Below are 19,649 nucleotides of genomic sequence, written 5' to 3' on the forward strand. Positions count from 1 at the left end.
GTTGAGCAATACAGCGCCGACGAAGACCGAAGCGACAGGGCCGCGCTACTGACAACACCTGAAGTACCGGGAGAGCCCCCCTCCGCCCGGCCCGAGACACCCTCTGCACACGCCGGAAACAGCCTCAGGGGGACCCAGTCGCTCGGGTCGCTCTGCTGACAGGGGCTGATCGAGCGTACGGCAGTACAGTGAACTGACCAGATGAGTTCCAGATCATCCACAGAACCGGCGATGACAGATTTCCTCAACTCCCACGACACCGGCCAGGGACAGGGCATCGGGACCAGCCCCTGCTATCTGCTGCTTGGGCGGGCGACCGCCGTACTGGATTCGGGGTTGCGGTTCATCGGATGGAGCCCTGAGGCCGAGAGACTGCTCGGATATCGGCCTGACCACGTGCTGGGGCGGCCTGCCGACGAGATCTTGGGTGAGTCTCCTGTAGGAGCGTGGGCCCTCTCAGCAGATCGCAAGAGCGGAAGGTCGGAGCCGACAGGGGCGTACGAAATCCGATCGGTGCGGCATCGTGACGGCCGCACCGTCAACGTGGGGCTGAGCTTTGATCCGCTGTGCCACGACCAGGCGGGACCCGCTTGGCTGATGGTGGCAATGGACGTGAAGTGGCTTCGCTTGCATGCCATCGACCAGGCCATGCTGGCCGGGCTCTACCGTCAGTCGCCATTCCAGCTGGCCGTCTACGACTCCGAAGCCCGAGTCCAATGGATCAACACGGCCATCGAGAAGCAGGTCGGTGTCAGCCTGGAGGAGGCCGCAGGACGGCGCCTCTCGGAGATCCTGCCGGACGGGGTGCTGCTAACCCAGGACGGCCGGACCGTGCGGGACGTCGAACGGCCCATACGACATGCCCTGCGCACAGGCGAGCCAGTGATCGACGTCCGGTACCGGAGCACGACACGCGCCGACCCCCACCATCAGCACGTTTGGTCCTTCTCGTATTTCCGGTTGCAGGACGATGCCGGGCGGCCGATCGGGGTTTGCGAAGCCGGCCTCGACGTCACCGACAGCTACATCGCACGTCAGCGTCTGGCCCTGCTGAGCCGCGCGGGCGGCAGTATCGGCAGGACCCTGGACGTCTGGCGTACGGCCGACGACCTGGCCGAACTCGTGGTTCCCGAATTCGCCGACGCGGTCACGGTGGATCTGTTGGAACCGGTACTGCGCGGCCAGGAGCCCTCTCCGGTCGGCCCCGGCGCTGAAGCGGATCTGCGCCGGGTGGCTCAACGCGCGCGAGACACGGCGGCCGGCGCTGTCGCGGCCACCCTGGACTCCGCGCGTCTGCGCTGTCTGACGGACTCGGCGCCTGTCACCAGCGCCGCCGCTCGCGCGCTGGTCGTTCCCCTGACGGCACGCGGCCCCACCCTGGGAGTGGCATCCTTCGTGCGCAGTGCCCCTCGCGATCCTTTCGACCCGCAAGAAATAGCGCTGGCCGGAGAGCTGGCCTCCCGCACCGCGGTGTGCGTGGACAACGCCCGCCGCTACGCCCGCGAACACGCCACGGCACTGATGCTGCAACGCGACCTGCTGCCCCGAACTCTGCCCCAGCCGGCGGGAGTGGAAATCGCTCACCGCTACCTGCCCGCGGTCGGCCCGGCCGGCGTTGGCGGGGACTGGTACGACGTCATCCCGCTCTCCGGCGCCCGTGTGGGACTGGTCGTCGGGGATGTGGTGGGACACGGCATGGGCGCCGCCGCCACCATGGGGCGCTTGCGTACCACCGTCGCCGCGCTCGCGGCCCTCGACCTGGCGCCGGACGAACTGCTCGCCCGATTGGACGACCTGGTCGCCCGAGCAGGAGCTCCGCAATCTGCAGACGTCGAGGACGAAGACCAAGCCCTCGGCGTGACCTGCCTGTACGCCGTCTACGACCCTGTCTCCCGGCACTGTGTCATGGCGCGGGCGGGCCATCCACCCCCGGTACTCGCCACGCCCGACGGCCGCGCAGAACTCGTGAACCTGCCCTCCGGCCCGCCATTGGGCTTGGGTGGTCTCCCCTTCGAAAGCGCGGATTTCGAGCTGCCTGAGGGCAGCATGTTGGCCCTGTTCACGGACGGACTCGTCGAAAGCCGCCGCCGGGATATCGACCTGGGGGTGCGGGCCCTGTGCGACACGCTGTCCCGGTCCGGACCCGGCCCACTGGAGAACACCTGCGACGACATCGTCACCGAGCTGCTGCCCCAGCCACCTGCGGACGACGCGGCTCTCCTGCTGGTGCGCGTGGACGCGCTAGCCGAACACCTGGTCGCGACATGGGACATTCCCGCTGACCCCGGAGAAGTGGCCAGCGCCCGCTCCCTGGCCTGCGGCAAGCTCGCCGAGTGGGGCGTAGGGGACGAGACGTCGTTCGTCGTCGAGCTCGTCGTCAGTGAACTGGTCACCAACGCCATCCGGTACGGCGTTGCCCCGGTCCGCCTACGACTCATCAGAGTGCGCGGGCTGATCGTCGAGGTGTCCGACGGCGGCCACACCTCGCCGCATCTGCGGCGGGCCGCGGTGGAGGACGAGGGAGGCAGGGGCCTGTTTCTCGTGGCGCAGCTGACGGAGCGCTGGGGCACGCGTTATACACCGACCGGCAAGACGATCTGGACCGAAGTACCCCCGGCACCGGGCAAGCTGCCGGGAGTCTTCGCGGCCGAAGGGTTCTCATCCTGACCAGCTGTGGGAAGAGTCCAGCCCGGACTCCGGAAGAGCTTCACAGACATGAGCACGTTGACGGGCTTGTCACCATCGCACGTAGCGGCGCGGATCTGTCTTCTCAGACAGGGCCGTGGCAACCGCCCCTGCTCCCACCGGTACTTCACCAACGGTGATGGCCGACGTGGCCGCGTCCTGACGATCGTCGGCGAGTGGACCCAGGTGTTGGCCATCGGTCCGGAGACCCAAACCCTCCGCCCTATACCGCCGTCCACTCGCTCGGTGTTCGGCCCCGTCAAGGGCGCCTTCGGCATCTCTCTCAGAGGTGCCAGTGGCGGATAGCGGGGGTGTCTGCCGTGAACTGCGGCCAGGGGGTGTCGGCGGTCGGGGCGCCGGTACGGATGAAGCCGAGCCAGGCGGCGCGCAGGCTTCGTCCGAGGGTGTCGAGGTCGTCCGGGTGGGCGCCGGCGAGCATTGGTGCGGTGGCCCAGTCGGCGTCGGTGCCGAGCAGGAAGGGCAGTTCGATGCAGTGGGTGGCGCCGAAAGGTGAGTCGGAGGCGCTGTAGTCGAACTGGTAGGCCCAGACGCGGGCGCCAGCCTTGGTCAGCCGTACGGCCAGGTGGCGTGCGGGGCGGTCGAAGACGGCCGCGCTCGCGGCGCGTTCCACGGCGTCCGCTGTCGCCGGCCCTAGGACGCGGACCCGGCGCAGGCGGCGTAGCGCCGGGTTCAGGGTGTAGAAGGCGCTCATCTCCCGCCCGGTCGTGCCGACGATGACGTCCACAGCGGGCGCCCGGTGGGCCAGGCGTGCGGCCCAGCCCGCTTCGTCCGGGAGCGGGCCGACTCCGGCGACCGGCATGAACTGGGGTGCGCTGTTGAGCTGGAGCCGGCCAGCCGCATGGCGTGCGGCCTCACTCTGGGCAGCCAGGATGTCGACCGTAGACGCGGCGCGCGGATCCCTGCGCGACAACATCGCCACGTTCGGCGGTGACCCGAACGCGGTGACCGTGGCGGGCCAGTCCGCGGGCGCCCACACCGTGCACCCGGCGAGGATCTTGTTGCCACCGATGAGGGAGAACGGGTGGAAGGAGACGGGCTCCTCCGGGACGCCCACGTTCACCAGGGCGCCGCCCGTCTTCAGCAGGCCGAGGTAGGCGCCCAAGTCCAGCGGCGCCGACACCGTGGAGACGATGAGGTCGAAAGAGCCGGCGAGCTCCTCGAACGTCTTCGGGTCACTGGTCGCGTAGCAGTGACCTCCGCGCCGAGCGCGTGCGCGATCTTGACGCCCACGTGGCCGAGACCGCCCAGGCCGACCACGGCAACCTTCTTGCCGGGGCCCGCGCCCCACTGCCTGAGCGGCGCGTACGTGGTGATGCCCGCGCACAGCAGCGGCGCGGCGGCGTCCAGGGACAGCCCGTCGGGGATACGGACGACGAAGTTCTCGTCGACGACGACATGCGTGGCGTAACCGCCGTAGGTGATCTCGCCGTCCTTGCCGATGGCGTTGTACGTCTGGACAGCCCCTCGTACACAGTGCTGTTCCTGGCCGGCCTTGCAGTTCTCGCACTCGCGGCAGGAGTCGACCATGCAGCCGACGCCCACCCGGTCGCCGACCTTGTACTTGGTCACGCCGGGGCCGACCTCGGAGACGACGCCCGCGATCTCGTGGCCCGGGACCATCGGGAAGATCGCCTGGCCCCAGCCCTCGCGGACCAGGTGGATGTCGGTGTGACAGATACCGGCGAACTTGATGTCGATCAGCACGTCGAACTCGCGGACCGCACGACGTTCGATGGTGGTGCGCTCCAGCGGGGCGTTGGCGGCGGGTGCGGCGTACGCAGCAACAGTGGTCATGCCGTGGTTCTCCTAGCGGGGGTTGCGCGCCCGGCTGCCTTCTTCCGGCCGGGTGCGTTTTTCACTGTCACTCATGTTCGCGCCAGTGCGAACATGAGCCCATCACCCCTTCCCTCACGACAGAGAACGACGTCGACAGCGATCAACCCCCGTCGCCGACACCGTCGCCTACGGCGAATCACCAGAGGTCAGCCTTCTCGTGGTAATTGACAGGGTACGAACGTACCTTCTAACGTACCCACATCCGGGGCAACGCAGCCAGCTCGACGAGGAGCACCGATGCAGCACCTGTACGAGATAGATGTCCGAGTTCCGATGCGTGACGGTGTAGCCCTCGCCGCCAACGTGTGGCATCCAGTCGAGGGGAAGGCTCCGACGCTGCTCGTGCGCATGCCGTACGGCAAAGACGTGTTCGGCATCACCCTGGGCGGGGTCATGCCCGACCTCATGGCTTTGCTGGAGGCGGGCTACGCGGTGGTGGTGCAGGACTGCCGGGGAACCCACCGCTCGGAAGGAGAGTTCGTTCCCCACATGGCCGACCGGGCCGACGGCGAGGACACCGTCGCCTGGATCACTGACCAGCCGTGGTCGGACGGCACGGTGGGCATGTACGGGGCGTCCTACCTCGGAATGGTCCAGTGGGAGACCGCCGTCACCGGCGCCCCAGCCCTCAAGGCGATCGCGCCGGCCTTCACCTCGATCGACAACTACGAGGCGCCCTGGTACGGCGCGGGCGGTGCGCTCTCACTGAGCCTGGTCACGCTGTGGAACGCCATGATGTACACGGCCGACGCCCAGCGGTCCCTGGCGGCCGGCGAGGGCTCCGCGTCCCAGCTGCAGCAGCTCGGTCAGGCTCTCCTGTTCCCGGAGCCGCTGAACGACGTGCTGCCGACGGCCGAGGTTCCGGTCCTGGCGGAGTACGGCAAGTGGTGGGACGACTGGATGGCCCACCCCTCCCACGACGCCTACTGGGACGCCATGGAGCTCACGCCCGAGCTCAAGAACGTCACCGCCCCGGCGCTCAACATCGGCGGCTGGTACGACCTCTACATCGGCCAGACCGTCCGCACCTACACCACCGCCCGCCAGAAGGCAGGAAGTGCGCAGGCACGCGAGGGGCAACGGCTGATCATCGGTCCGTGGGACCACATATCCCAGACCGGCGTCTATCCCGACCGCTCCTTCGGCCCGCTGGCCAGTGCCCAGATGCTGGGCCTGACCGGCCTGCACGTGAAGTTCTTCGACCGCTGGCTCCGCGACGACACCACCGCACTGGACGACGTGGCACCGGTGAAGATCTTCGTCATGGGCATCGACCAGTGGCGCGACGAGCAGGAGTGGCCGCTGCCCGACACGCAGTGGACCGACTACCACCTCACCAGCGCCGGCCATGCCAACACCGCTGACGGCGACGGCGCGTTGACGACCGAGCCGCCGGCCGGCGCCGAGCGCGACACCTACCTCTACGACCCGCGCCGCCCGATTCCCACGGCCGGCGGGGCATCCATGCCAGTGACACTGGAACTCTGCGGCCCGGTCGACCAGCGGACCGTCACCGGCCGCGAGGACGTCCTGTGCTTCGCCACCCCCGTACTCGAGGAGGCTGTCGAGGTCACCGGTCCTGTCAGCCTGACCCTCTTCGTCTCCTCGTCGGCAGTGGACACCGACTTCACCGCCAAGCTCGTCGACGTCTTCCCCGACGGCAAAGCGATCAACCTGTGCGACGGCATCCTGCGCGCCCGCTACCGAGGCGGCCTCTCCACAGAAGAACTGATGGAACCCGGCACGGTCTACGAGATCACCATCGACATGACCGCCACGTCCAATGTGTTCCTTCCCGGTCACCGCATCCGTGTGGACGTCTCCAGCAGCAACTTCCCCCGCTACGACCGCAACACCAACACCGGAGGCGTCATTGCCCGGGAGGGAGAGGAGCAGATGATTCCCGCGGTCAACCACATCCATCACGGGCCGAACCATCCCAGCCGTCTGGTCCTGCCGATCATCGACCGGAAGGACCAGCGATGAGCGCCGCCGACCGGGTCGCCGAGCTGACCGCGCGATTCACGGCTCCTTCCCTCGATGTGGCCTGGTTGCTGTGCGACCAGCACCCCGCCGACCGCGTGGCATTCACTGTGGTCGGCGGCACCGGTGAAGCTTCCACGCTCACCTTCGGAGAGCTCACCGCGGACTCACACCGCTACGCCCGGGCGCTGCAAGAACTCGGCGTCGGTCCGGGCGACCGGGTGGCCACCCTGATGGGCAAGAGCACCGACCTGGTCACCGTCATCCTGGCGATCTGGCGGCTCGGCGCGGTCTACGTCCCGCTGTTCACCGCGTTCGCGCCCCAGGCCATCGCCCTGCGTCTGGAAGGCTCAGGCGCGCACGTCGTGGTCGTCGACCGGGACCAGCGCCACAAACTCGACCCGGGCCCCGACATGCCGGACGACCCCCAGCGCCGCGTCGTCGTCACCGGAAGCGGCGCGCAGCACGGTGACGTCCTGCTGGCCGACCTCGTCGCGGCCGCATCGCCCGAGCCGGTGCCCGCCGTCACCACCAGCGGGGACGGACCGCTGGTGCACATGTTCACCTCCGGCACCACCGGCAAGCCCAAGGGAGTCATCCACCCCGTCTCCTACATCGCCGGATGGCAGATCTACCTGGAGTACGGCCTCGGCGTCACCCAGGACAGCAGCTACTGGTGCGCCGCCGACCCCGGCTGGGCCTACGGCCTGTACGCGGCCATCGTCGCTCCGATGGCCGCCGGCATCCCCAGCCTGCTGCTGTCCGGCGGGTTCTCCCCCCAGACGACCTGGCGCACCCTCGTCGACCACCAGGTCACCGACTTCGCCGCCGCCCCGACCGTGTACCGGGGACTGCGCTCCTCGTCGGCGCCGGTGCCGCAGGGGCTGAGCCTGGAACGGGCGTCCAGCGCGGGCGAGCCACTGACCCCCGAGGTCAACGAATGGGCCGACGCCGCGCTCGGCCTGGCCGTGCACGATCACTTCGGCCAGACCGAGGTCGGCATGCCCCTGGCCAATCACCACCACCCCGAACTCGCCCGCCCTCTCAAGGCCGGATCGATGGGCCGGCCGGTGCCCGGTTGGAGCCTCACCGTCCTGGCCGACGACAAGGACGAGCCCGCCGGGCCGGGCGTGCTGGGACGGGTAGCGATCGATGTCCCGGCGAGCCCGCTGATGACCTTCCGCGACTACCAGATCCCAGGGCAGAGCGACGCCAAGTTCACCGCCGACGGCCGCTATTACCTCACCGGCGACGCCGGGCGCATCGACGCGGACGGCGACTTCTTCTTCTCCTCCCGCGATGACGACGTCATCATCATGGCCGGCTACCGGATCGGGCCGTTCGAGATCGAGAGCGTCCTCGCCCAGCACCCCGCTGTCGCCGAGTGCAGCGTCATCGGCGCACCCGACGACGTCCGCGGCGAGGTCATCGAGGCGTACGTCGTCCTGCGCGACGGCATTGACGCCTCGCCGGACCTGGCCACCGAACTCCAGCTCCTGGTCAAGACCCGCTACGCCGCCCACGCCTACCCGCGCACGATCCACTTCATCGACGCCCTGCCCAAGACCCCCAGCGGCAAGACCCAGCGCTACCTGCTGCGCAACCGCCGCCGCACCGAACTCGCCACCCGAGAGACACAGTGACCGACACCGACCCCCTCATCGTCGAACAACGCGGCACCGTCCGATGGCTGCTGCTCAACCGGCCCGAGCGACGCAACGCCCTCGACATCCCCCTCATCGAGGCCCTGGACAAGCAGATCACCAGCGCCGAGGCCGACCCCGGCACAGCGGTCATCGCGGTGGCAGGCAACGGGCCGAGCTTCTGTGCCGGCGGAGACTTCCACCAGTTCCTCCAGCTGCACGAGCGGGGCGAGAACCCGGTCGACTTCCTGACCGACGTGTCGGCCTGCTTCAGCCGCATCGCGGCCAGCCCGAAACCCTGGGTCGCCGTACTGCACGGACACGCCGTCGCCGGCGGCCTCGAACTCGCGCTGGCCTGCGATGTCGTCGTCGCCGCCGACACCACCCTCATCGGCGACGGTCACCTCAACCGGCGACTGACACCGGCCGGCGGATCCAGCGTCCGGCTCCCCGGCGCGGTCGGACGCGGACTCTCGCGCTGGCTCCTGCTCACCGGCGAACTCCTGCCCGCCACCGCCTTCGCGCACACCGGCTGGATCCAGGCGATCGTGCCCGAGGCCGACCTCGACGCCACCGCCACCCGCGCCTGCCGGCAACTGGCCGACCGCCACAGCCCCGCCCAGCAACGGCTCAAGACGCTGCTGCACCGCATCGACGGCATCGCCCCCGACCACGCCCTGCGCGAGGAACTCGCCACCTTCGCCGACAACTGGCAGGCCAGCTCCGTGGCCGACGCCCTGCGGGCCTTCCTCGCTCCCCACACTACGAAAGCGGACAACACGTGAATCGCTACCACGGACGGGTCGTCGCCATCACCGGGGCCGCACAAGGACTCGGCCTCGCCATGGCAACCCGGTTCGCCGCCGAGGGCGCCACCCTCGCGCTGGCCGACGTCAACGAACAGGCCCTCACCGACGCCGCCGGAACCATCACCGACGCCCACGACACGAAACTCCGCACCAACAGGGTGGACGTGACCGACTCCGCCCAGGTCAACGCCTGGATCGACGGCGTCACCGCCGACCTCGGCCGCCTCGACGTGCTGGTCAACAACGCCGGCATCATCCGCGACAACCGCGTCGAGGACATCACCGACGACGACTGGCACGCGGTCATCGACGTCAGCCTCACCGGCGGCTTCCACTGCGCCCGCGCCGCGTTCGGCCCCATGAAGCGCCAGGGCTACGGACGCATCGTCAGCTTCTCCTCCATGTCATGGCGCGGGAACTTCGGCCAGACCAACTACGTCGCCGCCAAGGCCGGCATCGTCGGCATGACCCGCACCCTCGCCCTCGAAGGCGCCCGCCACGGCATCACCGCCAACGCCATCGCCCCCGGCCTCATCGAGACACCCATGCTCGCCTCCATGAACGGTCCCGCACGCGACAAGCTCACCAACAAGGTCCCGATGCGCCACACCGGCAGGCCCGAGGACATCGCCGAAGCCGCAGCCTTCCTCGCCAGCGAAGCCGCCGGCTACATCACTGGCATCGTCCTCGACGTGGACGGCGGCATCTCCATCGGATCCTCCATCCGGTAACCGCGAACGCGGCGGGCCAGCAGGCGATCGTCCGTAGTGTCAGCCTTCGTCGTCCGGCCCACCCACGCTGATCGGGATCCGGAAGCAGCCCGCGTCGAGTGGCGCGAACTCTGGCCGTTGCTGAAGTCCGGCTTGGCTAAACCCGTTCATCCCTTGTCCGAACGTCACGCACGGGAACACTCCCCTCGGGTACGTTAAGTAGTACGGTGGTACCCATTAGCAAGGGTCGGCCTTCCGGCCGGACGACCACTCGCCGCTTCAGGCGGAGACGCTGATGGGAGACTGCTGCGGTGACGGCCCCAACTGACTCGCGTGACCGACGTCCGCGCCGAACGGCGCGCAGGCGGGTCGTCGACACTCGTCGGCGGGACGAACTGCTGCGCCAGGCCGAGGCGATCATCCTGGCCGAAGGCTTCACCACGGTGACTATGGACGAGCTCGCCCAGCGACTGGGATGCTCCAAGGCGACGCTGTACAGCCTCGCCTCCACCAAGGAACAACTGGTGCTGGCGGTCACCCGCACCTTCTTCCGGGAGGCGACAGCCGAGATCGAACAGGCCGTCCAGGCCGAGCCCGATCCCCGGCAGCGCATCCGCGTCTACCTCACCGGCGTCGGCGCCGCGATGCGCCGGCATTCCCACGCCTTCTACGACGACATGGTCGGCTACGAACCGACCGCACAGATCTACCGCACGAACTCCGCCGCCGCCGCGCACCGAGTCCACGAACTGATCGAGGAGGGCGTGCAGAGCGGCGTTTTCCGCGCGCTCAACGGGCATTTCGCCGCCCAGGTCGTGGCAGTCACCATCGACGCGGTCCAGTCGGGGGTCCTCCTGGAGAGCACCGGCCTGACCGCCGGCGACGCGTTCTCCGAGCTCGGCGACCTCCTGCTGGACGGGCTCAGCTCGGGGCAGGGCGCATCCGAGCCTCCTTCCACGGCGGTCCGCCCGCCCAAGGATCAGGTCTCGGCACCCGAGTAGAGCCCGGCGGAAGGTGCACACCTCGCGGGTCGCCTCTGACAGGGACCACCCCCGGGAGGCGACCTGCCCGGCTTCTTCCCCACCGTCGCCCCCGAGGCCCTACAGGCGGCAGACCGGGTTTGCCGTCCGCCATCAGCAGCAAGCCCGAGGAGCCACTCCCGCTGCGGGAAAGGCGTGCGGGCGCCCGACACCTGCGATCTCTCCCAGACCGCCCGCTGGGGCAGGCCCAGGCGGCAACACCGAGTTCGGTGCGGCCTCCTCACCCTCTATGGGGATTGTCGGAATCTCTACCACCGGGAACCCGGACACCTTGGCCCCCAAGCGTCTCGGTCCACGGCCGTGGCGCACCATCGGCCTGGTGCAGTGCGTGCGTTGCTCAGTTCCGGTCGCCTCAAGGCGCCAGGAGCGCCACCTGCCGGTGACGGTCATCGGGAACTCGTCGACGACCAGGACGTGGCGCGGGATCTTGCAGTACGCGAGTTCCCGGTGGCGTAGGCGCGGAGAGTCCCGGCCGTCACCGCACCGGCGCCGTCGCGGAGCTTGCCCCAGGCGCAGAGTTTTTCGCGCACCCTTGTGCACAGGCGGTCAGTGACCAGTTTGTGTAAGCGGGTACGTCGGGGCCGGTGGCTTATCGCCTTACTGGGGCGCGGGTTAATGCCGCTCGGCGCACGCGCGTCGGGCGGGCGGCCGGCCTCGCCCGGCTCGGCCGTGGCCTGGTCGATGTTGCGCCGGGGGTGTCGTTCGACGTGATCGATGCCGACCGCAAGCTGAACACCTGGCTGCGGTGGGTCCGGTTCGTCGCGGCCACGGAGGGGTGCCCCGGAGCGTCAGGCGCACTCGGCGTTCACGTAAGGCTCCACGCGGCCGACGCTCTCCTTGAGGACGAGGTCGAGCAGTCCGGGGAACCGCTGGTCCAGATCTTCCTTGCGCAGAGTGTTGAAACGGCGGGTGCCGACGTCGTGCTGCCGGATGAGACCGGCCTCGCGCAGGACGCGGAAGTGGCGGGTGAGTACGGACGCGGTGACGTCCTGCGTGAAGCCGCTGCAGGCCAGGCCAGGGGAGACGGAGAGGGTGACGACGATGGTGAGCCGGGTCTCGTCGGTCAGCGCGCTCATGATCTTGAAGAGGTCGAGGTCGTCCGTGTCGGGGTGGACGAGGGGGGATGAGGTGCGACTGGCCATAAGGAAAGAATAACCCCTGCCTCATGTTCGCGTCAGCGCGTACATGGGCTACAGTGAAGGCACGGATTGATTCTTCATCCGTCATCCACCGGGTTGCCCATCACCGGGACTACGGCATGCCACCAACGCCTTTGACGGCGCGGCCTGCATCAAGAACGGAGCACACCCCATGACCACAACACAGGCGACCGAGTCGAGGCCGCACCAGACCGAAGCGGCCGCGGAGGTGGTCGGCCGCCTTCGTGCGACGTTCAACACCGGCGTCACCCGCGGGCTGGACTGGCGCGTCAACCAGTTGCAGCGGCTGCGGGCACTGCTGGTCGAGAACGAGCAGGAACTAATCGAAGCGCTCTGGGCGGACCTGAGGAAGAACGCCGCCGAGGCCAAGACTCAGGAGATCGACTTCACCGTCGCCGACATCGACGAGGCACTGGCGAACCTCGAAAACTGGCTTCAGCCTCGCCCGGTGGAGGTTCCCGCCCACTTCGGCCCCACAACAACGGCCTACACCACGTACGACCCGCTCGGGGTCGTCCTGGTGATCGCTCCGTGGAATTTCCCGCTGCACCTTCTCATCGACCCCATCATCGGCGCGCTGGCCGCCGGGAACACCGTGGTGGCCAAGCCGAGCGAGATGTCGGTGCACACCTCGGCAGTGGCTTCACGACTCCTGCGTGAGTACTTCGACGCCGACGTGCTCACCGTGGTCGAGGGAGGCGCCGAGGAGACCACGGCCCTCCTGGCGCAGCGTTTCGACCACATCTTCTACACCGGCAATGGCACGGTCGGCCGGATCGTCATGGCCGCAGCAGCCAAGAACCTCACCCCCGTCACGCTCGAACTCGGAGGCAAGTCACCGGTCTTCGTGGCGCCCGACGCCGACGTGGACGAGACCGCGAAGCGGCTGGTCGGCGCCAAGTTCGGCAACGCGGGCCAGCAGTGCATAGCCCCCGACTACGTTCTGACCGATCCTGCCACCGCCGCCGCACTGGTCCCCGCCCTCCGCGCGGCGGTCGACGCCCAGTTCGGCTCCACCCCGCAGACCGCAGCCGACTTCGGCCGGATCATCAACGAGCGGCACTTCGACCGGCTCACCCGTCTGCTGGACTCCGGCCGGGCGGCGGTGGGAGGCCAGCACGACCGTGACGACCTGTTCATCGCACCGACCGTGCTCACCGATGTCGACCCCGCATCGCCGGTCATGCAGGAGGAGATCTTCGGTCCCATCCTCGCCGTCGTCGAAGTCGAAGACCTCGATGCCGCTATCGCCTTCATCAACGAACGCGAAAAGCCCCTCGCGCTCTACGCCTTCACCACTTCCGAGGCCACCAAGTCGCGCCTCGTGAATGAGACCTCCTCCGGCGGCGTCGCCTGGGGCCAGCCGGTGATGCAGCTGCTCATGCCGGGACTGCCTTTCGGTGGCGTCGGCGAAAGCGGCATGGGCCGGTACCACGGCCGGTACTCCCTCGAGACGTTCAGCCACCTCAAGGCCGTCGCGGACGTGCCGCTCAACTAGGCCCGCGCTTTCGTGAAGCAGGCTGCCCAACTGGTGATCGACAAAGCAGAAAGTACCTCTGACCAGCGGCATGGGGATTGCTGAGGTCTCTGCTTTGCCGATCACCAGTTCCCCGACACCCCGCCAGGCCCATGCCGCCGCCTGCCTCTTCCACCGACCCGTTCTTCGAAGGAAGCTGCCATGACCACCGCATTCGACCCGATCGACCTGAGCGGCAAGACGCTCGCCAACCGCATCGCGATGGCGCCGATGACCCGCAGCCGCGCCGACGCTCCCGCAGCCACGGCGACGGAGCTGATGGCCACCTATTACGCCCAGCGCGCGAGCGCCGGCCTGATCATCACCGAGGGCATCCAGCCGTCGGTCGTCGGCCAGGGCTACACCAACACCCCGGGCCTGCACTCCGCCCAGCAGGTCGACGCCTGGCGGAAGGTGACCGACGCCGTCCACGCCCAGGGCGGCACGATCTTCGCGCAGCTGATGCACACCGGCCGGATCAGCCACCCCAGCCTGCTGCCCGAGGGACTCATCCCCGTCGCCCCCTCCTCCATAGCGGCGACGGGCCAGGTGTTCACCTACCAGGGCCCCCAGGACTACGTCACGCCGAAGGAACTGGACCAGGACGACATCGCCCAGACGATCGCCGACTACGCCGACGCCGCGCGCAACGCGATCGCCGCCGGTTTCGACGGCGTGGAGATCCACGGGGCGAACGGCTACCTGATCCACCAGTTCCTCGCCCCCAACACCAATATGCGCACCGACAGCTGGGGAGGCGGCGCCGCGGACCGGGTCCGCTTCGGCATCGAGGTCGCCACGGCCATCGCGGAGGCGATCGGCGGCCACCGGACCGGCTTCCGCATCTCCCCCGGCAACCCCTACAACGACATCGCCGAGACCGACCCGGCGGACGTGCTGGAGACCTACACCACCCTGATTGCCGGACTCGGCCGGCTGGACCTCGCCTACCTGCACCTGGTCGAAGGCCCGGACCGCGACCTGACCGCCCGGCTGCGCAAGGACTGGCCGACGGCGTTCATCCTCAACCCCTTCACCCACCCCGAGACCACCGGCCCCGGCGCTCTCGCCCACATCGCGGACGGCACCGCGGACATCATCGCCTTCGGCGCGCAGTTCCTGGCCAACCCGGACCTGCCCGCCCGCCTCGCAGCCGGCGGCCCCTACAACACCCCCGATGCGGCCACCTTCTACGGCGGCGACCACACCGGCTACACCGACTACCCGACGCTGTCCGCCGACAGCGCGTGACCTGAAAAGAGGTCAGCACCCGCGAGTGGACGGGCTGAGCGAGGACGATCCGACCGCCGTCAACCGGCTTCCCGACTCCGACCCCGCGGCCGCGTTCGTCGCCAACGCTCTGCTCAACCGCGCCCACCTGTACTTGTGCTGGTCGGGAGCGGTTGTCGGAGCTCAAGATCGTCTGCTGTTACGGTGATCGCCGATCGGGGATTCCCCGGCGTGCGCATGGGACGCATGTCCGTACGAGCCGGGCGGGAGGTGCAACAGGTGGCCCAGGATGCGGACCCCGACCTGGAGCTCATCACGGCCCGCAGAGCCGAATTCGAGGTGCATGCGGAGAAGTTGAGTCAGCGGCTACAAGAGGTGCACGATGAGTTGGAGGAGCTCGTCGTCGCCGAGCGGGTCGCACGCCGGCTGGCCGAGCACCGAAACGGAGGAGGAAGCGACGCCGACCCAGGCCGCTGGGCAGGTCGCGGGCCGTGCGGTGCTGCTGGTGCCGCAGCGCGAGCGCGGCACGGACGAGGCGATCCTGCCCGAGGACTACCAACGAATCATGGAGGTGGTGCGGCGGGCGGACAGGCCGGTCATGGTCAAGCAGGTCTGCGCCGAGCTGGGGATGTCCTGCGACCCGGCCCGTGCGGAGGCGCTGGGAGGGTCGGGCGCCTGTCACAGCCCGCTCGGCCCTCGCACACGATCGAGGAGAGAGACGGCGAACTCGAGCGCCCGATCGGCCCGCGCACGGTCTCCGGACACGAGAAGGTCGAGCTGAAGTTCGCGTACCTGAGCAAGAAGAAGGGTGGCCAGCGCTGACGCGTCCTCGGGAGCCCATCCGTCCCGCCTGAGCCACCCCGCGACGAGACGAGTGCGTCGCGGCCGGAGAAGGCACGGTAGAACGCATCGTTGGAGAGCCCTGCGGCGGCCACGATGTCGGCGACGCGGGGCGGACGCGGGGCGCCCTCGGTCATCAGCCGCAGCCCGGCATCGAGCAGGGCATCCACCTCGGCACGGGCACTCTGTTCGGCACCCGACATCCGGCGGCGTACGGCCCGTTCGGCGAGCGAGTGCGGTTGGGGGGCGGTAGGAGTCTGCGGCTGGGGGGACGGTCGGAGTCAACGCTCCACCTCCTGCACTAGAGTTCCATTCTGGAATACGAGAATGCTAATTTCGCATGCACTTGCCGGACCTGTCATCGGGGGCGCGACGCACATGGGACACAGGGCATCCAACAGGGGACACACGGGATACGCGGACGGCCTGTTCGACCTCAGCGGCCGCGTGGTCCTGGTCACCGGCGGCAGCCGCGGGCTGGGGCGGGAGATGGCCTTCGGGGCGGCACGCTGCGGCGCGGACGTCGTCATCGCCTCGCGGACCTACGAGGCGTGCGTGACCACCGCAGGTGAGATCGAGAAGGAGACGGGCCGCGCCGCCCTGCCGTACGCCGTCCGCATGGGCCGCTGGGACCAGCTGCCGGGGCTTGTGGACGCGGTGCACGAGCGCTTCGGCCGACTCGACGTGCTGGTCAACAACGCCGGAATGTCGCCGGTGTACGAGGACTTGGGCGAGGTGACGGAGAAGATGTTCGACGCCGTCGTCGCCCTCAACCTCAAGGGTCCGTTCCGCCTCTCCGTACTCGCCGGGCAGCGGATGGCCGCGGCGGGCGGCGGAGCCATCGTCAATGTCAGCTCCACCGGCTCACTGCGCCCGCGCGCCCCGATCGTGCCGTACGCGGCGGCGAAGGCGGGACTCAACGCGATGACGGAGGGCCTGGCGCACGCGTTCGGCCCCACGGTCCGCGTCAACACCCTGATGTGCGGACCCTTCGCCACCTGGGCCACCCGCCACTGGCAGGACGACCCCGAGGCCCTAGGGCCTGTTCGGAGTTGTGATCATGTGGCGGGGTGGAGGCTGCGCAACCAGATGACCGCGCCGCGCAGCTGAAGCCCCGCCATGTAGCTGTCGGGCCTCTTATCGAAGCGCGTGGCCAGCCCCCTCCAGTCCTTGATCTTGTTGATGCACCGCTCCACGGTGTTGCGCTCCTTGTACAACTCGGCGTCGTGCGAGACCGGGCGCCCGCCCCTCGCACCCTTCTTCTTCCGGTTGGCCGCCTGGTCCGCCTTCTCCGGGATGACCGCCTTGATCTTCCGTCTGCGCAGGTGGGCGCGGTTGGCTCGGGAGGAGTACGCCTTGTCGCCGGCCACGGCGCCGGGCCGGGTGCGCGGACGTCCGACCGGTCCGCGCACCCGCACCCCGGCCAGCACGGCGGAAAACTGCGGGCTGTCGGCGGCTTGCCCGGGGGTGACCACGAACGACAGCGGACGGCAGCGTCGGTCGGCCGACAGGTGAACCTTGCAGGTCAGGCCGCCGCGGGAGCGGCCCAGGGCCGCCGCCTTCAACCGCGCCCGGCGCCGGCGCCGCTGCCGGCGGCGCTCCTCGCGCTCCGGATCGGGCTCGGCCTCCTCGGCCGGGGTCACCGCCTCGGCTGCGGCCTGCCGCTTGCGCCGCTTTCGCGCCTTTCGCGTGCCCCTTTTTCGGCCTCGGCGGCCTTCTCCAGGGCGGACAGGACCTCTTCGTCCACGACCATACCGGCCGCGTCGTGGTGAGCGCGGGCGGTGGTGGAGTCCACGCTGATCAGGGACAAGTCCGCCTGCCCGCGGCGGGCGGCTTCGGCGGTCACGGCCTCCATCACGGCGGCGAACACTCCGGCTTCGCGCCACTGGGCGAACCGGTCGTAGACCGTGGACCAGGAGCCGAACGCCTCCGGCACGTCCCGCCACGGGCTGCCGGTGCGGAACCGCCAGATGATCCCCTCCAGCTGGTCGCGCAGGTGCTCCGGATAGGGGCCGTACTGCCCGATCGGCAGGTGAGGGCGGATCAACTCCCAGTCACCATCACTCAGTTCGCGTCGCGGCACACGGGTGTTCTACCAGTTCGATCGCCGTTGGCGGAAGCGATCACCGGGACCGAGATCACGACTCCGAACAGGCCCTAACACAAAGCCGTCGGGCCCTGGTTCAGCACAGCGACTCGCGAATTCATGGACTCCGCAAGGAAGTTCACACCCCGGATCCGAGGACACGGATGGAGGGGCGCCGTGGGTCGTCTCATTCCACCCGGACCAGCTCTGCGGGCGTGATGGCTATCAGACGGCAGGAAGGCATCTCCATGGGAGTCAGCCCAACGATTCGCACTGCGAATTCCCTGCCGCCATGACGAGGTAGGTAAAGGCGGCGGGGTGAGCTGGATGCAGGATAGCTGACCGTCGGCAGGTTAGAGGCGTTCCATAGTTTGCGGGCTCTGGCGTCGAGCCGCACCGTCTCAATGACTTCCTCAAGGCGCTCGTCGTGTGGCCACTGTTCCGCATTCACCCGGAGAGCAGCAATCGTAGGAAGAGCCCAGTCCTCCTGCCAGTTGACAAGCTGCTCTCGCGCCTCCGGCCAGGTCAGCACCCATTCCACGACGTTGAGCCCGCTTGCCATCCAGGGGAAGTACTCCTGGACCTTCTCGTTGTAAGCGAGAACGTCCCAGCGGTGGTCGCTGAGATAGATACCCCAGGTCGGACTCTGCTCGACGAGCGCGAGCAGGGCCGAGGGCACCTGCCGATTGAGGGGACTTGCGGAGGCGGAGTCCGGGGCTCGACCGCGAGCGATGCGATGGACGATGTCCCATTCGTCGGGGTTCAGAGCAAGGATGCGGCGGACCTCAGACAGAAAGGCATCGCTGTAGTTCGCCGGGTGCCCCGATTCGAGGGCGCTGTACCAGCGGCGGGAGACGCCCGCCAGCTGAGCCGTCTGGGCCTGGGTGATCCCGCGGGCGGCCCTCACACCGAACGCCTCGGTAAACCCAGGTATGTCCGATGTATTTCGACGTGCACGCGCTTGTCGCAGTATGCGGGTGAGAAGGAGGCGATCGCCTCCTCCATCGATCGTAACGTTCATGTAACGCCCCGTATGGGATCCACGCCACAACCCCCCGGCTTCCAGCACCGCCGTTCGTCACCCCGCCCCCTCATCACCGCGACCCAATTCCCGGTGAGTTGAAGCATGCAACCACCCATGTCGAGACATAGTTGAAACAGCGACCATCTTGCCGTGGGAACTGTCAGTTCTCATTCGAAGGATAAGCGCAGCCTGTGATTCCTGTGACTTTTGTGATTCGGCCATAGGGTCACTGACGCCAGGGGAAACGCCCCTCTGGCGCAGTCCTGCTCGGCTTGCGCTCGTAAAGGATCTCCATGTTGCGCTCCGTTCTGACTACTGCAGGCGACGACGGAATACGCCCCGTCGCGACCTGCACTTTCCGGCAATACGGTGACTCCGTGTCGGTGGTGCAGCGCCAGGACCTGCTGAAGCCGAACACAGCCGCCCCGGCTGCCCGCTGAGTCGACTAATGGCGACGCTCGGCATTAACCACGGTGTCCCAAGATGGGTGGCCCGTCTCACCGACTGGCGGCGGAAAGGAACAGACCGGCCCCCGGGGAAGCGCCCCACGAAGACGGCTACACGGCGTGAGCTGCGTGAGGAGTGCCAAACCCTACTGGCCGACATGCCGATCCCAAGACCGTTCACTCTGGAAGGGCTGATCGAGGGCATCGAGGCTGTGACGGGCCGGCGTATCAAGCTGGTGCCTATCCCGGACCATCTGCTCGCCAACACCGACGTGTGCGGACTATGGCTCCAGCTGGATGACGTCCCCGTCGACCTGGTCCTGTACGTCGAGGGCACCACGTCCTTCCATCGGATGCGGATCATCCTCCACGAGCTGGCTCACCTGTGGTGCGACGACACCAGCGAGGCGAGCTTCGAACAGCTCGTCCGGCTCTTGCCCGACTTTCCTCCCAACGTCCTGCACCGGCTCACCACGCGGGGCCGCGTCATGGCCCGCCACCGCTACGACTCCCATATCGAGCGGCGCGCCGAGATGCTGGCCGACCTGCTGCACCACGAGGCGTACGCGACCGACTACATCGAGGACCCCACCCTGCGTCATCTCGACGAAGACCTCTCC

Annotated in this window: 14 protein-coding genes and 4 pseudogenes; 12 read left to right on the forward strand and 6 right to left on the reverse strand. The window is 68.5% G+C overall.

What is annotated here, in order from left to right; all coding sequences use genetic code 11:
* Positions 1-231: 231 nt before the first annotated feature.
* A complete protein-coding gene (locus tag H1D24_RS13290) occupies positions 232-2,667 on the forward strand; it encodes a SpoIIE family protein phosphatase (protein WP_181657669.1) in 2,436 nt (811 codons plus the stop codon).
* Positions 2,668-2,968: 301 nt separating this feature from the next.
* On the opposite strand, the gene H1D24_RS13295 is transcribed toward H1D24_RS13290, so the two are convergent.
* Complete coding sequence (locus tag H1D24_RS13295; protein WP_181657712.1) at positions 2,969-3,619, reverse strand: carboxylesterase family protein; 651 nt, start codon at positions 3,617-3,619, stop codon at positions 2,969-2,971.
* Between H1D24_RS13295 and H1D24_RS44020 the strand changes: the two are divergent.
* Positions 3,591-3,686 (forward strand): annotated as a pseudogene (locus H1D24_RS44020) (carboxylesterase family protein); the annotation flags it as partial. The gene H1D24_RS13295 and the pseudogene H1D24_RS44020 overlap by 29 nt on opposite strands.
* On the opposite strand, the pseudogene H1D24_RS13305 reads toward H1D24_RS44020, so the two are convergent.
* Positions 3,665-4,500, reverse strand: a pseudogene (locus tag H1D24_RS13305) (NAD(P)-dependent alcohol dehydrogenase); the annotation flags it as partial. The pseudogenes H1D24_RS44020 and H1D24_RS13305 sit on opposite strands and share 22 nt — an antisense overlap.
* 279 nt (positions 4,501-4,779) lie before the next feature.
* Between H1D24_RS13305 and H1D24_RS13310 the strand changes: the two are divergent.
* The 5 genes from H1D24_RS13310 (at position 4,780) to H1D24_RS13330 (ending at position 10,688) form a co-directional block, all read left to right on the forward strand.
* Positions 4,780-6,528 carry a CocE/NonD family hydrolase gene (locus H1D24_RS13310; protein ID WP_181657670.1) on the forward strand — a complete coding sequence of 583 codons (1,749 nt, stop codon included), beginning with the start codon at positions 4,780-4,782 and terminating at the stop codon, positions 6,526-6,528.
* Complete coding sequence (locus tag H1D24_RS13315; protein WP_181657671.1) at positions 6,525-8,168, forward strand: AMP-binding protein; 1,644 nt, start codon at positions 6,525-6,527, stop codon at positions 8,166-8,168. The genes H1D24_RS13310 and H1D24_RS13315 overlap by 4 nt, the downstream gene beginning before the upstream one ends.
* Positions 8,165-8,953 (forward strand): enoyl-CoA hydratase/isomerase family protein, encoded by a 789-nt coding sequence (locus tag H1D24_RS13320; RefSeq protein ID WP_181657672.1) that lies wholly within the window; start codon positions 8,165-8,167, stop codon positions 8,951-8,953. The genes H1D24_RS13315 and H1D24_RS13320 overlap by 4 nt, the downstream gene beginning before the upstream one ends.
* Entirely contained in the window at positions 8,950-9,708 is a 759-nt protein-coding gene (locus tag H1D24_RS13325; RefSeq protein ID WP_181657673.1) for an SDR family oxidoreductase, read from the forward strand. Before H1D24_RS13320 ends, H1D24_RS13325 begins: the two co-directional genes overlap by 4 nt.
* A 290-nt stretch (positions 9,709-9,998) precedes the next feature.
* Positions 9,999-10,688, forward strand: coding sequence for a TetR/AcrR family transcriptional regulator (locus H1D24_RS13330; protein ID WP_309484296.1), 690 nt, complete (start codon positions 9,999-10,001; stop codon positions 10,686-10,688).
* A gap of 827 nt (positions 10,689-11,515) precedes the next feature.
* On the opposite strand, the gene H1D24_RS13335 is transcribed toward H1D24_RS13330, so the two are convergent.
* A complete protein-coding gene (locus tag H1D24_RS13335; protein ID WP_060895109.1) occupies positions 11,516-11,869 on the reverse strand; it encodes an ArsR/SmtB family transcription factor in 354 nt (117 codons plus the stop codon).
* A 169-nt stretch (positions 11,870-12,038) separates the two neighbouring features.
* Here H1D24_RS13335 and H1D24_RS13340 point away from each other — a divergent pair, with 169 nt between their 5' ends.
* The 3 genes from H1D24_RS13340 (at position 12,039) to H1D24_RS42335 (ending at position 15,414) form a co-directional block, all read left to right on the forward strand.
* Positions 12,039-13,385: an aldehyde dehydrogenase family protein gene (locus H1D24_RS13340; RefSeq protein WP_181657674.1), complete on the forward strand. Its 1,347-nt coding sequence runs from the start codon at positions 12,039-12,041 to the stop codon at positions 13,383-13,385.
* 180 nt (positions 13,386-13,565) lie between these two features.
* Positions 13,566-14,654: an alkene reductase gene (locus H1D24_RS13345; RefSeq protein ID WP_181657675.1), complete on the forward strand. Its 1,089-nt coding sequence runs from the start codon at positions 13,566-13,568 to the stop codon at positions 14,652-14,654.
* A gap of 361 nt (positions 14,655-15,015) precedes the next feature.
* Positions 15,016-15,414 (forward strand): hypothetical protein, encoded by a 399-nt coding sequence (locus H1D24_RS42335; protein ID WP_258564025.1) that lies wholly within the window; start codon positions 15,016-15,018, stop codon positions 15,412-15,414.
* 100 nt (positions 15,415-15,514) lie between these two features.
* Here the strand turns inward: H1D24_RS42335 and H1D24_RS44025 are convergent.
* Positions 15,515-15,676 (reverse strand): annotated as a pseudogene (locus tag H1D24_RS44025) (TetR family transcriptional regulator); the annotation flags it as partial.
* A 175-nt stretch (positions 15,677-15,851) separates the two neighbouring features.
* On the opposite strand from H1D24_RS44025, the gene H1D24_RS13360 reads away from it, so the two are divergent.
* Complete coding sequence (locus H1D24_RS13360) at positions 15,852-16,583, forward strand: SDR family NAD(P)-dependent oxidoreductase (protein WP_181657678.1); 732 nt, start codon at positions 15,852-15,854, stop codon at positions 16,581-16,583.
* On the opposite strand, the pseudogene H1D24_RS13365 reads toward H1D24_RS13360, so the two are convergent.
* Positions 16,532-17,556: pseudogene (locus tag H1D24_RS13365) on the reverse strand (IS5 family transposase). The gene H1D24_RS13360 and the pseudogene H1D24_RS13365 overlap by 52 nt on opposite strands.
* A 190-nt stretch (positions 17,557-17,746) precedes the next feature.
* Positions 17,747-18,580, reverse strand: a complete 834-nt coding sequence (locus H1D24_RS13370; protein ID WP_181657679.1) for a helix-turn-helix domain-containing protein — start codon at positions 18,578-18,580, stop codon at positions 17,747-17,749.
* 607 nt (positions 18,581-19,187) lie between these two features.
* Here H1D24_RS13370 and H1D24_RS13375 point away from each other — a divergent pair.
* The coding region (locus H1D24_RS13375) for a hypothetical protein (RefSeq protein WP_181657680.1) at positions 19,188-19,649 on the forward strand (462 nt) is incomplete at its 3' end.

Source organism: Streptomyces himalayensis subsp. himalayensis, from assembly GCF_013778455.1.
GTDB lineage: Bacteria > Actinomycetota > Actinomycetes > Streptomycetales > Streptomycetaceae > Streptomyces > Streptomyces himalayensis.

Bases quoted from the DNA above. Each gene is read 5' to 3' on its own strand.
- H1D24_RS13290 (WP_181657669.1), top strand. From the start codon at position 232: ATGACAGATTTCCTCAACTCCCACGACACCGGCCAGGGACAGGGCATC.
- H1D24_RS13295 (WP_181657712.1), bottom strand. From the start codon at position 3,619: ATGTTGTCGCGCAGGGATCCGCGCGCCGCGTCTACGGTCGACATCCTG.
- H1D24_RS13310 (WP_181657670.1), top strand. From the start codon at position 4,780: ATGCAGCACCTGTACGAGATAGATGTCCGAGTTCCGATGCGTGACGGT.
- H1D24_RS13315 (WP_181657671.1), top strand. From the start codon at position 6,525: ATGAGCGCCGCCGACCGGGTCGCCGAGCTGACCGCGCGATTCACGGCT.
- H1D24_RS13335 (WP_060895109.1), bottom strand. From the start codon at position 11,869: ATGGCCAGTCGCACCTCATCCCCCCTCGTCCACCCCGACACGGACGAC.
- H1D24_RS13340 (WP_181657674.1), top strand. From the start codon at position 12,039: ATGACCACAACACAGGCGACCGAGTCGAGGCCGCACCAGACCGAAGCG.
- H1D24_RS13345 (WP_181657675.1), top strand. From the start codon at position 13,566: ATGACCACCGCATTCGACCCGATCGACCTGAGCGGCAAGACGCTCGCC.
- H1D24_RS42335 (WP_258564025.1), top strand. From the start codon at position 15,016: ATGAGTTGGAGGAGCTCGTCGTCGCCGAGCGGGTCGCACGCCGGCTGG.
- H1D24_RS13360 (WP_181657678.1), top strand. From the start codon at position 15,852: ATGGGACACAGGGCATCCAACAGGGGACACACGGGATACGCGGACGGC.
- H1D24_RS13370 (WP_181657679.1), bottom strand. From the start codon at position 18,580: ATGAACGTTACGATCGATGGAGGAGGCGATCGCCTCCTTCTCACCCGC.